Consider the following 16,906-nt stretch of genomic DNA (forward strand, 5'->3'; position numbering starts at 1 on the left):
GCATGACCCAAGCCATCGTGGTTGAACGAGAGGGCGCGGTGCTGACCCTGCGTCTGAATCGCCCTGACAAGAAAAACGCCCTGACCCGTGAGATGTACAGCGCTCTGGCGCAGGCCCTGGAGCAGGCAGATGCCGATGTTGGCGTGCATGCCGTGCTGATCTGCGGCAGCACTGAGTGCTTTACCAGTGGCAACGACATTGCCGACTTTCTTGAGCAGCCGCCGCAGGACATGCAAAGCCCGGTGTTTTGTTTTATGCGTAGCGTGCTGGAGTGCCGCAAACCCGTGGTGGCGGCCGTCGCGGGCGCTGCGGTGGGGATTGGCACAACCCTGTTGCTGCACTGTGATCTGGTTTATGTGAGCCACGATGCACGCTTGCGTATGCCGTTCGTCAATTTGGGGCTGAGCCCGGAATTTGGTTCGAGCCTGCTGTTGGCGCAGTTAGTGGGGCAGGCGAGGGCGGCAGCGCTGTTACTGCTGGGCGAAGGGTTCAGTGGCGAGCAGGCGGCGGCGTGGGGGCTGGCGAATCAAGCCATGCCAAGTGGGGCGGCTGCCTTGGAAAAAGCCCGTGAGGCGGCGCATCGGCTGGCTGGATTGGCGCCAGCTGCGGTGCAAGACAGCAAGCGGCTTATGAAAGCGCCGGATCGTGAGCAACTGCGCCAGGTGATTGAGGATGAAAGCAGGTTGTTTATTCAGCGTCTTGGTTCGCCGGAGGCCGTGGCGGCGTTGTCCGGGTTTATCAACAAGGCGCGTGACTGATTTCAGCTCTTGTAGGAGCGAGCTTGTCTCGCGATCTTTTGATCTTAAAAGATCGCGAGCAAGCTCGCTCCTACAAGGGGCTTTGGGTGTAGGCCTTGTAAGGCTTAAACCATTTTGTCGCCGACATGCAGGATCTTCATGCCGTTGGTGCCACCGATGGTGTGGTAGCTGTCGCCCTTGGTCAGGATGACCCAGTCGCCTTTTTCGACGACGCCACGCTTGAGCAGTTCGTCGATCGCGGCTTGGCTGACTTGTTCTGGCGGCAGCGAAGCCGGGTCGAACGGTACGGTGTAGACGCCACGGAACATGGCTGCGCGGGCCTGGGTTTCGCGGTGCGGGGAGAACGCGTAGATCGGCACCGAAGAACGGATGCGCGACATGATCAACGGCGTGTAACCGCTTTCAGTCAGGGCGATGATCGCTTTGACGCCAGGGAAGTGGTTGGCGGTGTACATGGCCGCCAGTGCAATGCTCTGGTCACAGCTTTCGAAGGTTTTACCGATGCGGTGGCTGGACGTTTTGCTGGTCGGGTGCTTTTCGGCGCCGACGCAAATACGCGCCATGGCCTGCACGGCTTCCAGTGGGTAAGCACCGGCAGCACTTTCAGCCGACAGCATCACGGCGTCGGTGTAGTCGAGAACGGCGTTGGCAACGTCGGACACTTCGGCGCGCGTTGGCATCGGGTTCTGGATCATCGACTCCATCATCTGGGTCGCTACGATCACGGCTTTGTTGTGGCGACGTGCGTGCAGAATGATTTTCTTCTGAATGCCCACCAGCTCGGCATCGCCGATTTCAACGCCCAGGTCGCCACGAGCAACCATGACCGCGTCACTGGCTTTGATCAGTGCGTCGAGGGTTTCGTCGTCGGCAACGGCTTCGGCACGTTCAATTTTCGCCACCAGCCAAGCGGTACCGCCGGCTTCGTCGCGCAGTTGACGGGCGTACTCCATGTCGGCAGCGTCACGCGGGAACGACACAGCAAGGTAGTCGACTTCCATTTCGGCAGCGAGCTTGATGTCAGCCTTGTCTTTTTCAGTCAGGGCCGGTGCAGTCAGACCGCCGCCACGACGGTTGATGCCTTTGTGATCCGACAGCGGGCCGCCGATCAGCACGGTGCAGTGCAGGGCGTCGCCAGTGGCGGTATCAACACGCATCACGACACGGCCGTCATCGAGCAGCAGTTCGTCGCCGACGCCGCAATCCTTGACCAGATCCGGGTAGTCGATGCCGACGATTTGCTGGGTGCCTTCCGTCAGCGGGTGGCTGGTGGAGAAGGTAAACGTGTCACCGATTTTCAGCTCGATGCGTTTGTTGGCAAATTTGGCGATACGAATTTTCGGGCCTTGCAGGTCACCCAGCAACGCAACGAAACGGCCATGCTTGGCTGCGATGTCACGCACCAGCTTGGCGCGAGCCTTGTGCTCATCGGGAGTGCCGTGGGAAAAGTTCAGACGGGCGACGTCCAGGCCAGCGAGGATCAGCTGTTCAAGCATCTCCGGTGAATTGCTGGCAGGGCCAAGTGTGGCAACGATTTTAGTTCGACGAACGGACATGCAAAGACTCCTGAGTTCAAGCGCTGCCAAAGGCTACTATGGTCTTTGGCTGTAGTCATTGTTCCTCTGCACTACTTTCGACTTAAGTTGTGGTGCACAGGATGTGAAGAATTTAGCCCAGGGGTCGATACACTGTTGAGAACAGGAGATACCCATGCGCTTTTTGCTTATTTTAGTGTTAGCCAGCAGTGTGGTCGGTTGCACCCGCTGGTCGATGAACCACCACCTGAACAGTGCTTATCGGGCGTATGATCGCGGAAACTGCGAAGCGGTGATGCTGGAGTTGTCCGAAGTTGATCGCGACAGCCGCAGTCGCCCGTACATCTGGCCGCAGACGGCGATGCTGCGAGGGTTGTGTCTGGAGCGTACAAAGTTTTACCTGGATGCGGCCCAGACCTATCAATACATCATTAATGAATTCCCGAAGAGCGAGTATGCCTACAGGGCCAAGGCGCGAATTGAGACCTTGCGTATTCTTAAATTCATCCCGGGCCCTGGCACTGCTCAAGCGCTTCCAGCCACGCTCTAGGCTCTGTACGAAATGTATCTGCGCTCGCGCCCAACCTTCGCTCAACTCGTGTCGTAGAGGCCTTGGCGTTTTATGATGACTGAAATGGATGCTGGCTGTTTGCTATCTTTTTGCTACCCTTTCCAAGCGTTTGAACGGTTTTGATCAAACAAGAAAGAGTCTCAGTGTTCGGTTGGCAGTGTTTTAGCGTGTGGCTTTCCGAACGGTTACACCGAACTCTGGATCGCTCCAGGGTATTTGAGGTGTTAACACCGTCGTGTTAAACGGCCTTATACAGTGAAATTCGACATGGTTATCGAACGCCGCATCCAGCGTCACCAATTGACGTGTTTTTTAAGAGTCTTCAACCGGTTCACGGATAAACCCATGGGCTATTTGGGCAATGTATCCGAGGGCGGTTTGATGCTGATCAGTCAACTGCCCCTGTTGATCGATGCCGATTTTGAGCTACGGCTCAAGCTTCCAGGTGCCGATGGGCGTGTGCAATGGATCGACCTCACGGCGCGATGCCTGTGGTGCCGTGAAGATGTGACGCCCAATTACTACGACTCCGGTTTTATCCTGTACCAACCGCCTGCCGAGTACCTCAAGCTGATCAGCGATTTGAGCCAATACTTCAGCTTCCATCCCTTGCAAACCTCTGCTTGATGCATCTGCGCAGGGTGTGAGGCCTTGGCTTCGGGGCTGGTGCTGTCCGGGTTTGAGCGCCTAGACTGAGCGCGAATACTGCTCAGGAACACCCCGTGACCTCTATTTTTTGGTACGACTACGAAACTACCGGCATTAACCCGCGCTGCGATCGAGCTGTGCAGGTTGCCGGTATCCGCACCGATCTAGAACTCAATGAGATCGATCAGCCGCTCAATCTGTACTGCCAGCCCAGTGACGACATTCTTCCGCATCCCATGGCGTGCCTGATCACCGGGATTACGCCGAGTCGACTCGAAGACAAAGGGTTGGGGGAGGCCGAGTTTATGACTCGCACCCATGCACAACTGGCTCTGCCTGGAACGTGCGCCGCGGGTTACAACACGTTGCGTTTCGATGACGAGGTCACGCGCTACAGTCTGTACCGAAACTTCTTTGATCCTTACGCCCGCGAGTGGCAAGGCGGCAACAGTCGCTGGGACCTGATTGACGTTGTGCGCACAGCCTATGCCCTGCGTCCTGAAGGCATTGTCTGGCCCGAGGAAGAGGGGCGGGTGACGCTCAAGCTTGAGCGTTTGACGGCGGCCAACGGGATTGACCATGGCCAGGCGCACGATGCCTTGTCCGACGTGCGTGCAACCATTGCCTTGGCGCGTTTGATTCGCGAAAAGCAGCCGAAGTTATATGACTGGTTATTCCAGTTGCGTACTAAGCAGCGAGTGTTGGATCAAGTTCGTTTATTGCAACCGATGCTGCACATTTCTGGACGTTTCTCGGCGGCGCGACATTATGCCGGGGTGGTATTGCCGCTGGGCTGGCATCCTAAAAACCGTAATGCACTGATTGTGTGCGACCTGCACTTTGATCCACAGCCCTTGTTGGACATGGACGCCGACTCTTTGCGTGCGTTGCTTTATACGCGACGTGAGGATTTGCCCGAAGGCCAACTGCCAATTGGCCTTAAGCTGATTCACGTTAATCGTTGTCCGGTGATCGCGCCATTAAATGTAGTGCGTGCTCAGGACCAACAGCGTTTGCAGTTGAACATGGCTGAATATCAGGCGCGAGCCCGCGTGCTGATTGATGCGCAGGAAGTTTGGAAGCAAAAGTTATCGGATATTTATGCCCGTGAAGACTTCACGCCCAGTGATGATCCTGAGCAGCAGTTGTATGACGGTTTTCTCGGTGATCGTGATCGCCGGTTGTGCGAACAAGTGCGCATGAGTGACCCGGAACAATTGGCCAAAGATGCATGGCCATTTGATGATGAGCGCTTGCCTGAATTATTGTTTCGTTACCGCGCGCGAAACTTTGCGTATACCTTGAGCGCAGAAGAGCAGGCACGCTGGCAATTGTTCTGTCAGCAGCGATTGACGGATCCCGCGTTGGGTGCACCTCTGACCCTGAGCCAATTCACCGAGGCGGCAGATGCCCTGTCACGCAGCGCCACGCCCGCCGAGCTGAAGCTGTTGAACGAATGGCAGCGTTATGCGCAAGGGCTGAGTCAGCGTGTGGGCTTGGTGTCGCAGGCGAACGATCAGGATTAAAATCCAGGCAATAAAAAACGCCAGCGAGCTGGCGTTTTTATTAGAGTTGCAGAAAAGTCTGCGCGTCCGGTATCACTTAGCCGAGCAAAGTTGCCCAACCTTCAACCACGTCGCTGCCCCACTTGGCTTTCCACTCTTTCAGAGTTTTGTGGTTGCCACCTTTGGTTTCAATCACTTCACCGTTGTGCGGGTTTTTGTATTGTTTAACCTTGCGGGCACGTTTGGTGCCGGTGGTTTTAACAACACCGCGTGGTGCTTTGCTTGCCTTGGCTTCCGGATCCAGCAAGGCGATGATGTCGCGCAGCGACTTTTGGTATTCGCCCATCAGCGTACGCAGTTTGCCTTCAAATTCCAGCTCGGTTTGAAGTTTGTCGTCTTCCGACAGGTTCTTCAGGCGGGCTTGCAGTTCTTTGATGGCTTCTTCTGTTGCGCGATATTCGTTGATCAAGGACATGAGGATAACCTTATGCTGAAGAGGTGACAGGGATACAGTGGCGCAATAATAGTCAGACAGTTACAGCAAGTAAATATCCAATCTCGGATTAATTTAAATTTTTATTCATTAACTTTCGCTCGTTTGCAATAAGTCAGCTTTTAAATAGGGCTGATACCTTGGCTTTATCAATGTCATTAATAAACAATATCAATGCCGCGCAAATTCAATGCAGGCCGCGGCGCTGTTGGCGTCGACGCTTTGCCAGCGCGACCCGGTGCCTCAGGCAATAAGGCTCACGCAATACTGTAGTTTTGCTGCGCACTCGCTAGAATGGCGGCCTTAGTAAAGTTTTGGAGTTTTCCCCTCATGCGCACTTTTCGGTTGGTGATTGCCTGCCCCGACGGCGTCGGCATTGTCGCCAAGGTCAGTAATTTCCTGGCCTCCCACAATGGCTGGATCACTGAAGCGAGCCACCACTCGGACGATCAAAGCGGTTGGTTCTTTATGCGTCACGAAATTCGTGCCGACTCCCTGCCATTTGGGCTAGAGGCTTTTCGTGAGGCATTTGCCCCGATTGCCGACGAGTTTTCGATGGTGTGGCATATCACGGATACCGCGCAAAAGAAGCGTGTGGTCCTGATGGCCAGCCGCGAGTCTCACTGCCTGGCAGACTTGCTGCACCGCTGGCACAGCGATGAACTCGATTGCGATATTTCTTGCGTGATTTCCAATCACAACGACTTGCGCAGCATGGTCGAGTGGCACGGCATTCCGTTTTACCACGTGCCGGTTGACCCGAAAGACAAAGAGCCAGCCTTCGCTGAAGTCTCGCGTCTGGTCAAGCACCATGACGCTGAAGTCGTGGTGTTGGCGCGCTACATGCAAATCCTGCCGCCTGATCTATGCCGCGAGTACGCAGGCAAGGTGATCAACATTCACCACAGCTTCTTGCCGTCATTTGTCGGTGCCAAGCCTTACCATCAGGCGTCGATGCGCGGTGTGAAGCTGATCGGCGCAACGTGCCATTACGTCACCGAAGAGCTGGACGCGGGGCCGATCATCGAGCAGGACGTGGTGCGCGTGAGCCACAGTGACAGCATTGAAGACATGGTGCGTTTCGGTCGTGATGTCGAGAAGATGGTACTGGCCCGTGGCCTGCGCTATCACCTCGAAGACCGTGTGCTGGTCCACGGCAACAAAACCGTGGTGTTCTGATCTGATTGGCCTGTGTAGCCGCTGCCGCAGGCTGCGATAAGGCCCGCAGGACTTTCGCTTTAAAGCGCGATCGCTGCGCAATCCTGCGGCAGCGGCTACAGAGGGTTCGTCATGACTGATCCACTCGACAAGGCCACGTCCAGCGCCCCTGCAACCTTGGGTGAGGGCTGTTTGAGTCGTTACGACCCGGACGCCCTCAGCCCCGAGGATGGAACCGATTTTCCTGACGCCGCCAGGCTTTGGGAACAATTACAGCCAGACGCTGAAACAGACCCCGATCTGTAAGGTCATCGGTAGGAGCGAGCTTGCCTCGCGATCTTTTAAACGATCAAAAGATCGCGAGGCAAGCTCGCTCCTACAAATATTGCGATCTGAAGCCTACTTAAATACGGAAACTGCCCACCAGTTGCTTGAGGCGAGCCGCTTGCTGTTCCAGATCATTGCAGGCGCGCAAGGTGGATTGCAGGTTTTCGACGCCTTCCTGATTCAGTGTATTGATCTCGGTAATGTCCATATTGATCGACTCAACCACTGAGGTTTGTTCCTCGGTCGCAGTGGCGACGGACTGATTCATGCCATCAATCTCGCCGATGCGCTCAGTCACACTGATCAGACGCTCACCCGCGCGGTTAGCGATTTCAACGCTGTCTTCGCTGTGACGCTGGCTTTCCTCCATGGTGCTCACCGACGCGCGGGCGCTGACTTGCAACTCTTCGATCATGGTTTGCACTTGCTGCGCAGACTCTTGAGTGCGGTGCGCCAGGTTGCGCACTTCATCGGCAACCACGGCAAAGCCGCGGCCAGCCTCGCCAGCGCGGGCCGCTTCAATCGCCGCGTTGAGCGCCAGCAGGTTGGTTTGCTGCGAGATGCTGGTGATCACTTCCAGGATCTGGCCAATGTTGACGGTCTTGTCATTCAGTGACTCGATATGGCCACTGGAAGTGCCAAGCATTTGCGACAGATGTTGCATCGAGCTGATGCTGCGCTCGACCACCTGCTGGCCTTCCTCTGCCAACCCGCGTGCATCACTGGCCTGGTGCGAGGCCTGGGCCGCGTTACGGGCAATCTCCTGAGCGGCGGCGCCCAGTTCGTTGATCGCTGCCGCAACGCTGTTGGTGCGGCTGGCTTGTTCGTCAGAGTTGAGCATTGAGGAGTTCGAGGCGCTGACAACCCGCAGCGCCACTTCGTTAACGTGCTCAGTGGCCGATGACACTTCTCGCATGGAGGTGTGAATACGCTCAACAAAGTGGTTAAAAGCACTGCCCAGCGTGCCGAATTCGTCGTTGGAGTTCACGGCCAGGCGGCGTGTCAAATCCCCTTCACCTTCGGCAATGTTCTGCATCGCACGGGTCATCACGTGCAGCGGTTGTAACAGCAGGCGAATCAGCAGGCCGAGAAGGGCGATGATTGAAATCACCGCAATCAAAGTTGCAATGACCGCCGAGGTGCGAAATGTGCTCAGCGTGGCAAAGGCTTTTTCTTTATCAACCGACAGGCCTACAGACCAATTGACCGTGCCCAGTCCTTTGACCGGGGTGAACGTCACAATCCGGGTTTTGCCGTCGACCTGGATCTCGCTGATCGCGGTACTGATGGTCGGGGTGTCTTGTGGGTAGATGTCCTTCAGGTACTTCGTGACCAGCGCTTTGTCCGGGTGCACCAGGATTTTGCCGTCACCACTGACCAGAAACGCATAGCCCAGGCCGTTAAAGTTCAAGGCGTTGATTGAGTCAGTGATGGTTTGCAGGCTCAGGTCGGCGCCGACGACGCCCAGCGTTTGCCCGGCTTTTTTCGCCGCGGTGCCAATCGAGATAATCATCTGCCCGGTGACCGCATCAATGTACGGTTCGGTCAGGCTGGCGCCACTGGCGTTGATGGCATCCTTGAACCAGGGGCGGGTGCGTGGGTCGAAACCGTCTGGCATCTTGCTGTCAGGGCGGATGGTGAAACCGCCCTGGTTGTCGCCAAAGTAATCGGCCATGAACGTGCTGGTCAGTGCTTTTTGCTCCAGCAGGCTGGCGATTTGAGAGGGTTCGGGATTGATGGCAATCGATTGTGCAAGGTTTTCAACCAGTAAAATCCGGCCTCCCAGCCATGTCTGAATGTTATTGGCCGTGACACTGCCCATTTCGTGGAGGTAATTGTCCAGATTGTTACGAATGGCATTGCGCTGAAGATAGTCGTTGTACAGCGTAAAGAGCGAGAACGCGGCGATGACGATCAGGGACGCGGCAAGCAGGATTTTGTGACTGAAACGCAGGTTTTTATTCATGGCTTGAAGGGTCCGCTAAGGTCTAAAAATGTGAGGCCTGTACGCTGTAAACACGCTCGCTCTGCACGTCACGGCTAGAGCAGGAGTGGTTTCTATATCTATTGGGGTAATTCCTACGCTAAATCAGGAGTTTTCTGGTCTAGCATTAAGAATGTATCGACGCGGGACCGCGAAAGATTAATGAATGGTGGAAAAATGCCTGACTCTTCTGCTCTTGTTCTCGGCGCTGACCTTGCCGGTCAGCCCATCGCCCAGTCATTGCGCCTGGCAAACCGCCACGGCTTAGTGGCAGGCGCCACGGGGACAGGTAAAACCGTCACCCTGCAACGTTTGGCCGAGCAATTCAGCGATGCGGGCGTGGCTGTATTTTCCGCCGACATCAAAGGCGATTTGTGCGGCTTGGGTGCCGCCGGCAATCCGCAAGGCAAAATTGCCGAGCGCATTGCCAGCATGCCGTGGCTGAATTATCAGCCCAAGGCTTATCCGGTCACCCTGTGGGACATACAGGGCAAAACCGGTCATCCGTTACGCACCACGTTGAGTGAGATGGGGCCGCTGTTACTGGGCAGTTTGCTTGAACTGACGGACAGTCAGCAGTCGGCCTTATACGCCGCGTTTAAAGTGGCAGACCGTGAAGGCTTGTTGCTGCTGGATTTAAAAGACCTCAAAGCCTTGCTTGGCTACCTGCGCGATAACCCCCAGGTGCTGGGCGATGACGCTGCCTTGATGACCACTGGCTCCAGCCAGGCACTGCTGCGCCGTCTGTCAACCCTGGAACAGCAGGGCGCCGAGGCATTATTTGGTGAGCCTGCGCTGCAACTCGAAGACATCTTGCAGCCTGCCAGCGATGGTCGTGGGCGGATTCATCTGCTGGATGCCAGTCGTTTGGTGCACGAAGCGCCCAAGGTCTATGCGACTTTCCTGCTGTGGTTACTGGCTGAGCTTTTTGAGCAGTTGCCGGAGCGTGGGGATGCCGACAAGCCGTTACTGGCACTGTTTTTCGACGAGGCGCATTTGCTGTTTGCCGGAACGCCCAAAGCGCTGCAAGACCGTTTGGAGCAAGTGGTTCGGCTGATTCGCTCCAAAGGTGTGGGTGTTTACTTTGTCACCCAGTCTCCGGCGGACTTGCCTGACACTGTCCTTGCCCAATTGGGTTTGCGTATCCAGCACGGGTTAAGGGCATTCACGGCCAAAGAGCAAAAATCCCTCAAAGCAGTGGCTGATGGATTCCGTCCGAACCCCGCTTTTAATGCGCTGGCGGTGCTGACAGAACTGGGGACGGGCGAAGCGTTGGTCGGCATGCTCGAAGAGAAAGGCACCCCGGCGATGGTTCAGCGGGTGTTTATTGCGCCGCCGCAGTCGCGTATCGGCCCGTTGACCGAGGCTGAGCGGGCGACCTTGATTGCCAGTTCACCGCTGCAGGGGCGATACGACAAGCCGATTGATCGCGAGTCTGCCTACGAAGTGTTGCTGGCCCGCAAAGGTCAGGCACCGGAGGCGCAAGCACAAGCGGCTCCCCATGAACCGGGCTTTCTTGATCAGGCGGGTGATTTTCTGGGTACTACGGCGGGCAAGGCCTTGCAATCCATGGCACGCCAGGCAGCGAGTCAAATGGGGCGTCAGTTGGTGCGCGGGTTATTGGGGTCGTTGCTCGGTGGGAGCAAACGCAAGTAAACAACCCGTAGTCGCTACCGCAGGCTGCGATAAGGGCCGAAGGACCTTCGCTTGGGATTTTAAGGAGTGCTCTGCTGCCCTAATGCCAGTCAGTTAACGCATACCCTTTGTGGGAGCGGGCTTGCCTGCGATGGGATCGACGCGGTTTAACAGAAAAACCGCATCGCCTGTATCGCTGGCAAGCCAGGCTCCCACAGAGAGTGCTAGCGGCTACACAACTTAGTCGGGCTTTGGCTTTGGCTTGGCGTGGCTTGCCAATCGCTCAAGCGCTGCCCGCAACGCCGGGTCGGTTATCCCGTCAGCCGTCGCTTGAATGGTTTGCGCGGCATCGATGGAAAGGTCAAGGGTGTGCCCGTTGACTTTGGCCAGCACGGTGGGCGGCTGAACCTTAAATAAAATCCGGGTCAGGCTGGCGAACTCGTCAAAGGCCTGTAATTGACGTTGCAGACGCTTTTGCTGGTAACGCAAACGCGTGGCCCAGTGGCCATCAGTGACGATTAACAACAAACTGCCTTCGCGCCATGACGCCACGTGACAATGTTCACGTGCGGCGGGCTGGAGCTGGCTTTCGAGCAGGCGTTGCAGGTGCGCCAAGCGCTTGGCGTGGCCAAAAATGGCTTTTAAGGGCTTGGCCTCGCGGAGCAGGACAGAGGGTGCCCGTGCCGGGTGTGGGCGAAATGCCATGTTCAAGCACCTTAAAAAACTGAGGGGCAATCTTAGCAGAAAGCGCCCATTTCACTCGACATAGTCCTGAATCGCTTCAGTTTATTTGCAAAATCAATGAGTAACTTATGCATCGCATGGGTTGAAGTTCCGCAAAAAGGCCTTATTTTAGTCAGGCCCCGTCACAACGCTGTACCAGTATCGTGGAATAACGCCACTTTCCTCACCGACGTTTCCGGGTAGAATGCTCGCTCGCATGCGGCCATCAGGGCTGCTCGGGCGACTCACGGGGCCGCCCTCCATCCCTATGTGTGGAAGATCCTGCCGATATGTTTGCGCCTTTGTTAAAGAAACTTTTTGGAAGCAAGAACGAGCGCGAAGTTAAACGCATGCTCAAGACGGTACAGGTCGTCAATGCCTTCGAAGAGCAAATGGTTGCTCTGAGCGATGAGCAATTGCGCGCCAAGACCGAAGAGTTCAAGGCCCGCATAGCTAAAGGTGAGACCCTCGATCAATTGCTGCCTGAAGCCTTCGCGGTCTGCCGTGAAGCGGGTAAGCGCGTCATGGGCATGCGCCACTTTGACGTACAGCTGATCGGTGGCATGACCTTGCACGAAGGCATGATCGCAGAAATGCGTACCGGTGAAGGCAAGACCTTGGTAGCAACCCTCGGGGTTTACCTCAATGCATTGTCCGGCAAGGGCGTGCATGTGGTAACCGTGAACGACTACCTGGCTCGTCGTGATGCCAACTGGATGCGTCCGCTCTACGAATTCCTGGGCCTGACGGTCGGCGTAGTCACGCCGTTCCAGCCGCCTCAAGAAAAACGTGAAGCCTACGCCGCCGACATCACATACGGCACCAACAACGAGTTCGGTTTCGATTACCTGCGCGACAACATGGCTTTCAGCATGGAAGAAAAATTCCAGCGCGAGCTTAACTTTGCAGTGATCGACGAAGTCGACTCCATCCTGATCGACGAAGCCCGTACGCCGTTGATCATCTCGGGTCAGGCTGAAGACAGCTCCAAGCTGTACACCGAAATCAACAAGCTGATCCCGCGTCTTGAACAGCACATCGAAGAAGTTGAAGGGGAGGTTACCAAACCTGGCCACTTCACCATCGACGAGAAGACCCGTCAGGTCGAACTGAACGAATCCGGTCACCAGTTTGTAGAAGACATGCTGACCCAGATCGGTCTGCTCGCAGAAGGCGAAAGCCTTTACTCCGCCCACAACCTGGGCCTGCTGACCCACGTTTACGCGGCACTGCGTGCGCACAAGCTGTTCCATCGCAACGTTGAATACATCGTTGAAGACGGTCAGGTATTGCTGGTCGACGAACACACCGGCCGTACCATGCCGGGTCGTCGTCTGTCCGAAGGCTTGCACCAGGCGATTGAAGCCAAAGAAGGCCTGAACATTCAGGCAGAGAGCCAGACCCTGGCATCGACTACCTTCCAGAACTACTTCCGTCTGTACAACAAGCTGTCCGGTATGACCGGTACTGCGGACACTGAAGCATTCGAATTCCACCAGATCTACGGTCTGTCGGTAATGGTCATCCCGCCGAACAAGCCGCTGGCGCGTAAAGACTACAACGATCTGGTGTTCCTGACCGCGGACGAGAAGTACGCGGCGATTGTGGCTGACATCAAAGACTGCATGGCCAAAGGCCGTCCAGTGCTGGTGGGTACAGCAACCATCGAGACCTCCGAGCACATGTCCAACCTGCTGAAGCAGGAAGGTATCGAGCACAAGGTTCTGAACGCCAAGTTCCACGAAAAAGAAGCTGAAATCATTGCTCAGGCCGGTCGTCCAGGCGCACTGACCATTGCTACCAACATGGCCGGTCGTGGTACAGACATCCTGTTGGGCGGTAACTGGGAAGTTGAAGTTGCCTCGCTTGAAAACCCGACCCCGGAGCAGATCGCTCAGATCAAGGCCGATTGGCAAAAACGTCACCAGCAAGTGCTGGAGTCGGGTGGTCTGCATGTGATTGCTTCCGAGCGTCATGAATCACGCCGTATCGACAACCAGTTGCGTGGTCGTGCCGGTCGTCAGGGCGATACGGGTTCGAGCCGTTTCTACCTGTCGCTTGAAGACAGCCTGATGCGCATCTTCGCTTCTGATCGAGTGAAGAACTTCATGAAGGCCTTGGGCATGCAGTCTGGCGAAGCGATTGAGCACCGCATGGTGACCAACGCGATCGAGAAGGCTCAGCGCAAGGTTGAAGGTCGTAACTTCGACATTCGCAAGCAATTGCTGGAGTTCGATGACGTTAACAACGAACAGCGTAAAGTGATTTATCACATGCGTAACACGTTGCTGGCGGCTGACAATATCGGCGAAACCATTGCTGACTTCCGCAAAGATGTGCTCGACAGCACCGTCAGCGCGCACATTCCGCCGCAGTCGTTGCCAGAGCAGTGGGACATTGCAGGTCTTGAGTCTGCAATCGAAAGCGGTTTTGGGGTGAAGCTGCCGATCCAGCAATGGCTCGACGAAGACGATCACCTGTACGAAGAAACCCTGCGCGAAAAACTGCTGAACGAGTTGCTGGCGGCGTACAACGAGAAAGAAGAGCAGGCGAGCCCGGAAGCCCTGCGCACGTTCGAGAAGCAAATTGTGCTGCGTGTTCTGGACGACCTTTGGAAAGACCACCTGTCGACCATGGACCACTTGCGTCACGGTATCCACTTGCGCGGTTATGCGCAGAAGAACCCGAAGCAAGAGTACAAGCGCGAGTCGTTCAACCTGTTCTCCGAGCTGCTTGACTCGATCAAGCGTGATTCGATCCGTGTACTGTCCCACGTACAGGTTCGTCGCGAAGATCCGATTGAAGAAGAAGCACGTTTGCGTCAAGAAGCTGAAAACCTGGCTGCCCGCATGCAGTTCCAGCACGCCGAAGCCCCGGGCCTTGATCAGCCTGAGGCGTTGGCAGAAGTGCTTGAAGGCGCCGATGTGTCTGACGTGGTAACGGCTACCGAGCCTGCACGTAACGACCAGAAACTGGGTCGCAACGAGCTGTGCTACTGCGGCTCGGGCAAGAAATACAAGCACTGTCACGGGCAAATCAACTAAAGCCCGCTTCAACTGCTGAAACACCTGCGCCGCGACCGGCATTAGCCGTCGCGGCGTTTTACCATTGAATTCCCGCCCATTGGCGGAACTGTCATCTCTATTTAGGAGCGCGTCATGGCTGTTGGTCTTGGTCCTTTGCCTACTTTGCACCCGGTGGCCGGTTTTGAGCTGGGCATCGCTTCAGCCGGTATCAAGCGTTCTGGGCGCAAGGATGTGGTGGTCATGCGCTGCGCTGAAGGTTCGAGCGTTGCCGGTGTGTTCACCTTGAATGCCTTTTGCGCCGCGCCGGTGATTTTGGCCAAGCAACGTGTTCAGGGGGCTGTGCGATACCTGCTGACCAACACCGGCAATGCCAACGCCGGGACTGGCGAGCCGGGCCTGGTCGCTGCTACCCGCACCTGCGCCAAGCTGGCTGAACTGACTGGAGTGGACGCCAGCGCTGTGCTGCCGTACTCCACCGGAGTGATTGGTGAGCCGCTGCCTGTTGAGAAAATCGAAGGTGCCCTGCAAGCGGCTCTGGACGATCTCTCTGAGCATCATTGGGCTGAGGCTGCCATCGGCATCATGACCACAGACACGTTGCCTAAAGGTGCCAGCCGTCAGTTCGAGCACGAAGGCGTGACCATCACCGTGACCGGCATCAGCAAAGGTGCAGGCATGATTCGTCCGAACATGGCCACCATGCTGGGTTACATCGCGACCGACGCCAAGGTTTCGCGTGATGTGCTGCAAAACCTGCTGCTTGATGGCGCGAACAAATCGTTTAACCGCATCACGATCGATGGCGATACCTCGACCAACGATTGCTGCATGCTGATTGCCACCGGTAAAGCCGATCTGCCGGAAATTACCGAAGCCAGCGGCCCACTGTTCGCGGCCCTGAAACAAGCCGTATTTGACGTGTGCATGGACGTGGCCCAGGCCATCGTGCGCGACGGCGAAGGCGCAACCAAGTTCGTGACCGTTGAAGTGAATGGCGGCGCCAACCACCAGGAATGCCTGGACGTGGGTTACACCGTGGCTCACTCGCCCCTGATCAAGACTGCATTGTTTGCCTCCGATCCAAACTGGGGCCGCATCCTGGCTGCCGTGGGCCGTGCCGGTGTACCTGATCTGGATGTGAGCAAGATTGACGTGTTCCTGGGCGAAGTGTGCATTGCCAGCGGCGGCGCGCGCTCGGCCACTTACACCGAAGAACAAGGTTCGGCAGTGATGGCGCGTGAGGAAATCACCATCCGTATCGAGCTGGGCCGTGGCACTGCCAGCGAGACCATCTGGACCACTGATTTGTCCCACGAGTACGTGAAAATCAACGCCGAATATCGTACCTAAGCTCGGTTCTGCGCGAGTGTGCTTGCCATGCTTGCGCAGATCATTGTGTGGTTTTGGCTGAAAGAGTCAGGCCATATACCAAGGGCCGGCGTTTAAAGCCTGGCAACAGGCCGGATTAGAGGAAGTACAAAGGTGAAACGAGTTCATGTGGCTGCGGCCGTTATTCGTGGCGAAGGCGCCAAGGTGTTGATCGCTCGTCGTGCCGATACTCAGCATCAGGGCGGGCTCTGGGAGTTCCCTGGCGGCAAGGTCGAGGCAGGAGAGACGGTCGAGGCTGCATTAAATCGTGAGCTGCAAGAAGAACTGGGGATTGTGGTTAACGCCGCCCGCCCACTGATCAAGGTTCAGCACGATTACCCGGACAAACAGGTGCTGCTGGATGTATGGGAAGTCTCGGCGTTCAGTGGTGAGCCCCATGGCGCAGAAGGCCAGCCCTTGGCCTGGGTGTCGTCGCGCGATCTGATTAATTACCAATTTCCGGCGGCCAATGCACCGATTGTTGCGGCGGCACGCTTGCCGGATCAGTACCTGATTACTCCGGACGGGCTGGAGACCCCAGAACTGTTGCGCGGGTTGCAGAAGGCTATTGCAGGCGGTATCAAACTGGTTTCATTGCGTGCCCCCAATGGCTATGACCCTAAATACCGCGACTTGGCGGTGGATGCGGCCGGGCTATGCGCGGGTAAGGCGCAATTGATGCTCAAAGGTCCGCTGGAATGGCTTGGGGATTTTCCTTCGGCGGGTTGGCATTTAACGGCTGCGCAATTGCGCAAATACGCATCTAAAGGTCGACCGTTGCCGAAAGATCGCTGGTTGGCCGCCTCGTGCCATAACGCTGAAGAACTGGCGTTGGCTGAGCAGATGGATGTGGACTTCGTGACCTTGTCGCCTGTGCTGCCGACTCAGACTCACCCGGATACACCCCCTTTGGGGTGGGAACAGGCACAGCAGTTGATCGCCAACTTCAGCAAACCGGTGTTTCTGTTGGGTGGTCTGGGGGCGGATGATCGTCAACAGGCATGGAGCATCGGTGCGCAAGGCGTCGCGGGCATTCGTGCGTTCTGGCCGCAGGACTGATTTGCCGGCCTGTAGTCGCTGTCGAGGTACGAAGGCTGCGATCGACGACGAAGCCTTCGTAAATTCCGGCACTGCTGTGTGTCGACCAAACCTTTTACAATGCGGGCAATCGATCG

The 16,906-nt window shown here is 56.4% G+C and carries 14 protein-coding genes; 10 read left to right on the forward strand and 4 right to left on the reverse strand.

Going from position 1 to position 16,906, the window contains the following annotated elements; genetic code table 11:
* Window positions 1-2 precede the first annotated feature (2 nt).
* Window positions 3-758, forward strand: a complete 756-nt coding sequence (locus RHM56_RS06660; protein ID WP_322239762.1) for an enoyl-CoA hydratase-related protein — start codon at window positions 3-5, stop codon at window positions 756-758.
* A gap of 104 nt (window positions 759-862) precedes the next feature.
* Here RHM56_RS06660 and pyk read toward each other — a convergent pair whose 3' ends face one another.
* Window positions 863-2,314 carry a pyruvate kinase gene (pyk, locus tag RHM56_RS06665; protein WP_322239764.1) on the reverse strand — a complete coding sequence of 484 codons (1,452 nt, stop codon included), beginning with the start codon at window positions 2,312-2,314 and terminating at the stop codon, window positions 863-865.
* Window positions 2,315-2,468: 154 nt separating this feature from the next.
* Between pyk and RHM56_RS06670 the strand changes: the two genes are divergently transcribed.
* The 3 genes from RHM56_RS06670 (at window position 2,469) to sbcB (ending at window position 5,038) form a co-directional block, all read left to right on the forward strand.
* Window positions 2,469-2,843, forward strand: coding sequence for a tetratricopeptide repeat protein (locus RHM56_RS06670; protein WP_322239766.1), 375 nt, complete (start codon window positions 2,469-2,471; stop codon window positions 2,841-2,843).
* Window positions 2,844-3,131: 288 nt separating this feature from the next.
* Window positions 3,132-3,491 carry a PilZ domain-containing protein gene (locus tag RHM56_RS06675; protein WP_322239768.1) on the forward strand — a complete coding sequence of 120 codons (360 nt, stop codon included), beginning with the start codon at window positions 3,132-3,134 and terminating at the stop codon, window positions 3,489-3,491.
* A gap of 95 nt (window positions 3,492-3,586) precedes the next feature.
* Window positions 3,587-5,038 carry an exodeoxyribonuclease I gene (gene sbcB, locus RHM56_RS06680; protein WP_322239770.1) on the forward strand — a complete coding sequence of 484 codons (1,452 nt, stop codon included), beginning with the start codon at window positions 3,587-3,589 and terminating at the stop codon, window positions 5,036-5,038.
* 76 nt (window positions 5,039-5,114) lie between these two features.
* Here the strand turns inward: sbcB and mvaT are convergent, their stop codons facing one another.
* Complete coding sequence (gene mvaT, locus RHM56_RS06685; protein ID WP_048370601.1) at window positions 5,115-5,492, reverse strand: histone-like nucleoid-structuring protein MvaT; 378 nt, start codon at window positions 5,490-5,492, stop codon at window positions 5,115-5,117.
* A 348-nt stretch (window positions 5,493-5,840) separates the two neighbouring features.
* On the opposite strand from mvaT, the gene purU reads away from it, so the two are divergent.
* Window positions 5,841-6,689, forward strand: a complete 849-nt coding sequence (purU, locus tag RHM56_RS06690; RefSeq protein ID WP_322239772.1) for a formyltetrahydrofolate deformylase — start codon at window positions 5,841-5,843, stop codon at window positions 6,687-6,689.
* 111 nt (window positions 6,690-6,800) lie between these two features.
* Window positions 6,801-6,974: a hypothetical protein gene (locus tag RHM56_RS06695; RefSeq protein ID WP_322239774.1), complete on the forward strand. Its 174-nt coding sequence runs from the start codon at window positions 6,801-6,803 to the stop codon at window positions 6,972-6,974.
* A gap of 97 nt (window positions 6,975-7,071) precedes the next feature.
* On the opposite strand, the gene RHM56_RS06700 is transcribed toward RHM56_RS06695, so the two are convergent.
* Window positions 7,072-8,961, reverse strand: a complete 1,890-nt coding sequence (locus tag RHM56_RS06700; protein ID WP_322239776.1) for a methyl-accepting chemotaxis protein — start codon at window positions 8,959-8,961, stop codon at window positions 7,072-7,074.
* A gap of 195 nt (window positions 8,962-9,156) precedes the next feature.
* Here RHM56_RS06700 and RHM56_RS06705 point away from each other — a divergent pair, with 195 nt between their 5' ends.
* Window positions 9,157-10,635, forward strand: a complete 1,479-nt coding sequence (locus tag RHM56_RS06705) for a helicase HerA-like domain-containing protein (protein ID WP_322239778.1) — start codon at window positions 9,157-9,159, stop codon at window positions 10,633-10,635.
* Window positions 10,636-10,854: 219 nt separating this feature from the next.
* Here RHM56_RS06705 and RHM56_RS06710 read toward each other — a convergent pair whose 3' ends face one another.
* Window positions 10,855-11,319 carry a DUF721 domain-containing protein gene (locus tag RHM56_RS06710; RefSeq protein ID WP_322239780.1) on the reverse strand — a complete coding sequence of 155 codons (465 nt, stop codon included), beginning with the start codon at window positions 11,317-11,319 and terminating at the stop codon, window positions 10,855-10,857.
* A 308-nt stretch (window positions 11,320-11,627) separates the two neighbouring features.
* On the opposite strand from RHM56_RS06710, the gene secA reads away from it, so the two are divergent.
* The 3 genes from secA (at window position 11,628) to RHM56_RS06725 (ending at window position 16,790) form a co-directional block, all read left to right on the forward strand.
* Complete coding sequence (gene secA, locus RHM56_RS06715) at window positions 11,628-14,381, forward strand: preprotein translocase subunit SecA (protein WP_322239782.1); 2,754 nt, start codon at window positions 11,628-11,630, stop codon at window positions 14,379-14,381.
* Between the two features lie 114 nt (window positions 14,382-14,495).
* Window positions 14,496-15,713 (forward strand): bifunctional glutamate N-acetyltransferase/amino-acid acetyltransferase ArgJ, encoded by a 1,218-nt coding sequence (gene argJ / locus RHM56_RS06720; RefSeq protein WP_322239783.1) that lies wholly within the window; start codon window positions 14,496-14,498, stop codon window positions 15,711-15,713.
* Window positions 15,714-15,845: 132 nt separating this feature from the next.
* The gene (locus RHM56_RS06725; protein WP_322239786.1) at window positions 15,846-16,790 is read left to right on the forward strand and encodes a Nudix family hydrolase; all 945 of its coding nucleotides are present in this window, start codon (window positions 15,846-15,848) and stop codon (window positions 16,788-16,790) included.
* The last annotated feature ends 116 nt before the right edge of the window (window positions 16,791-16,906 follow it).

The organism is Pseudomonas sp. CCC3.1, assembly GCF_034347405.1.
GTDB lineage: Bacteria > Pseudomonadota > Gammaproteobacteria > Pseudomonadales > Pseudomonadaceae > Aquipseudomonas.

Coding starts and splice junctions, on each gene's coding strand:
- RHM56_RS06660 (WP_322239762.1), top strand. CDS start 3: ATGACCCAAGCCATCGTGGTTGAACGAGAGGGCGCGGTGCTGACCCTG.
- RHM56_RS06700 (WP_322239776.1), bottom strand. CDS start 8,961: ATGAATAAAAACCTGCGTTTCAGTCACAAAATCCTGCTTGCCGCGTCC.
- purU (WP_322239772.1), top strand. CDS start 5,841: ATGCGCACTTTTCGGTTGGTGATTGCCTGCCCCGACGGCGTCGGCATT.
- argJ (WP_322239783.1), top strand. CDS start 14,496: ATGGCTGTTGGTCTTGGTCCTTTGCCTACTTTGCACCCGGTGGCCGGT.
- RHM56_RS06675 (WP_322239768.1), top strand. CDS start 3,132: ATGGTTATCGAACGCCGCATCCAGCGTCACCAATTGACGTGTTTTTTA.
- RHM56_RS06670 (WP_322239766.1), top strand. CDS start 2,469: ATGCGCTTTTTGCTTATTTTAGTGTTAGCCAGCAGTGTGGTCGGTTGC.
- pyk (WP_322239764.1), bottom strand. CDS start 2,314: ATGTCCGTTCGTCGAACTAAAATCGTTGCCACACTTGGCCCTGCCAGC.
- RHM56_RS06695 (WP_322239774.1), top strand. CDS start 6,801: ATGACTGATCCACTCGACAAGGCCACGTCCAGCGCCCCTGCAACCTTG.
- secA (WP_322239782.1), top strand. CDS start 11,628: ATGTTTGCGCCTTTGTTAAAGAAACTTTTTGGAAGCAAGAACGAGCGC.
- RHM56_RS06710 (WP_322239780.1), bottom strand. CDS start 11,319: ATGGCATTTCGCCCACACCCGGCACGGGCACCCTCTGTCCTGCTCCGC.
- mvaT (WP_048370601.1), bottom strand. CDS start 5,492: ATGTCCTTGATCAACGAATATCGCGCAACAGAAGAAGCCATCAAAGAA.
- RHM56_RS06705 (WP_322239778.1), top strand. CDS start 9,157: ATGCCTGACTCTTCTGCTCTTGTTCTCGGCGCTGACCTTGCCGGTCAG.